At 49.4% G+C, this 257-nt stretch carries 1 protein-coding gene; it reads left to right on the forward strand.

Translation table 11 applies throughout. The features are described 5' to 3' along the window. Nucleotides 1-257, forward strand: a 257-nt coding sequence (locus AAEY88_RS14450; protein WP_350563502.1) for a hypothetical protein, incomplete at both ends; no start/stop codon positions are given.

The following is a 257-nucleotide window of genomic DNA, read 5'->3' on the forward strand; positions in this document are numbered from 1 at the left end:
GTATTGAAGCCGTCACAGGTATGAATGCCATAAAAAACATTCAGCAAAGTGAGCAACAACTCAGCGAGCTTGCCAGTCAGCTAAAAGTAAAACGCCCTGAAGTGGCACAGCGTGTCCGTACTATGGCGGATAAGCAGCGCGACCTAGAGAAGCAGTTAGAGCGTTTAGAACAGAAAATGGCCAGTGCGCAAGCCGCTAACTTGCTTGATGATGTGCAGACTATCGCCGGTACGCCAGTTCTTATCAGCACCTTAGGC

The organism is Psychrobacter sp. CAL346-MNA-CIBAN-0220, from assembly GCF_040309805.1.
GTDB lineage: Bacteria > Pseudomonadota > Gammaproteobacteria > Pseudomonadales > Moraxellaceae > Psychrobacter.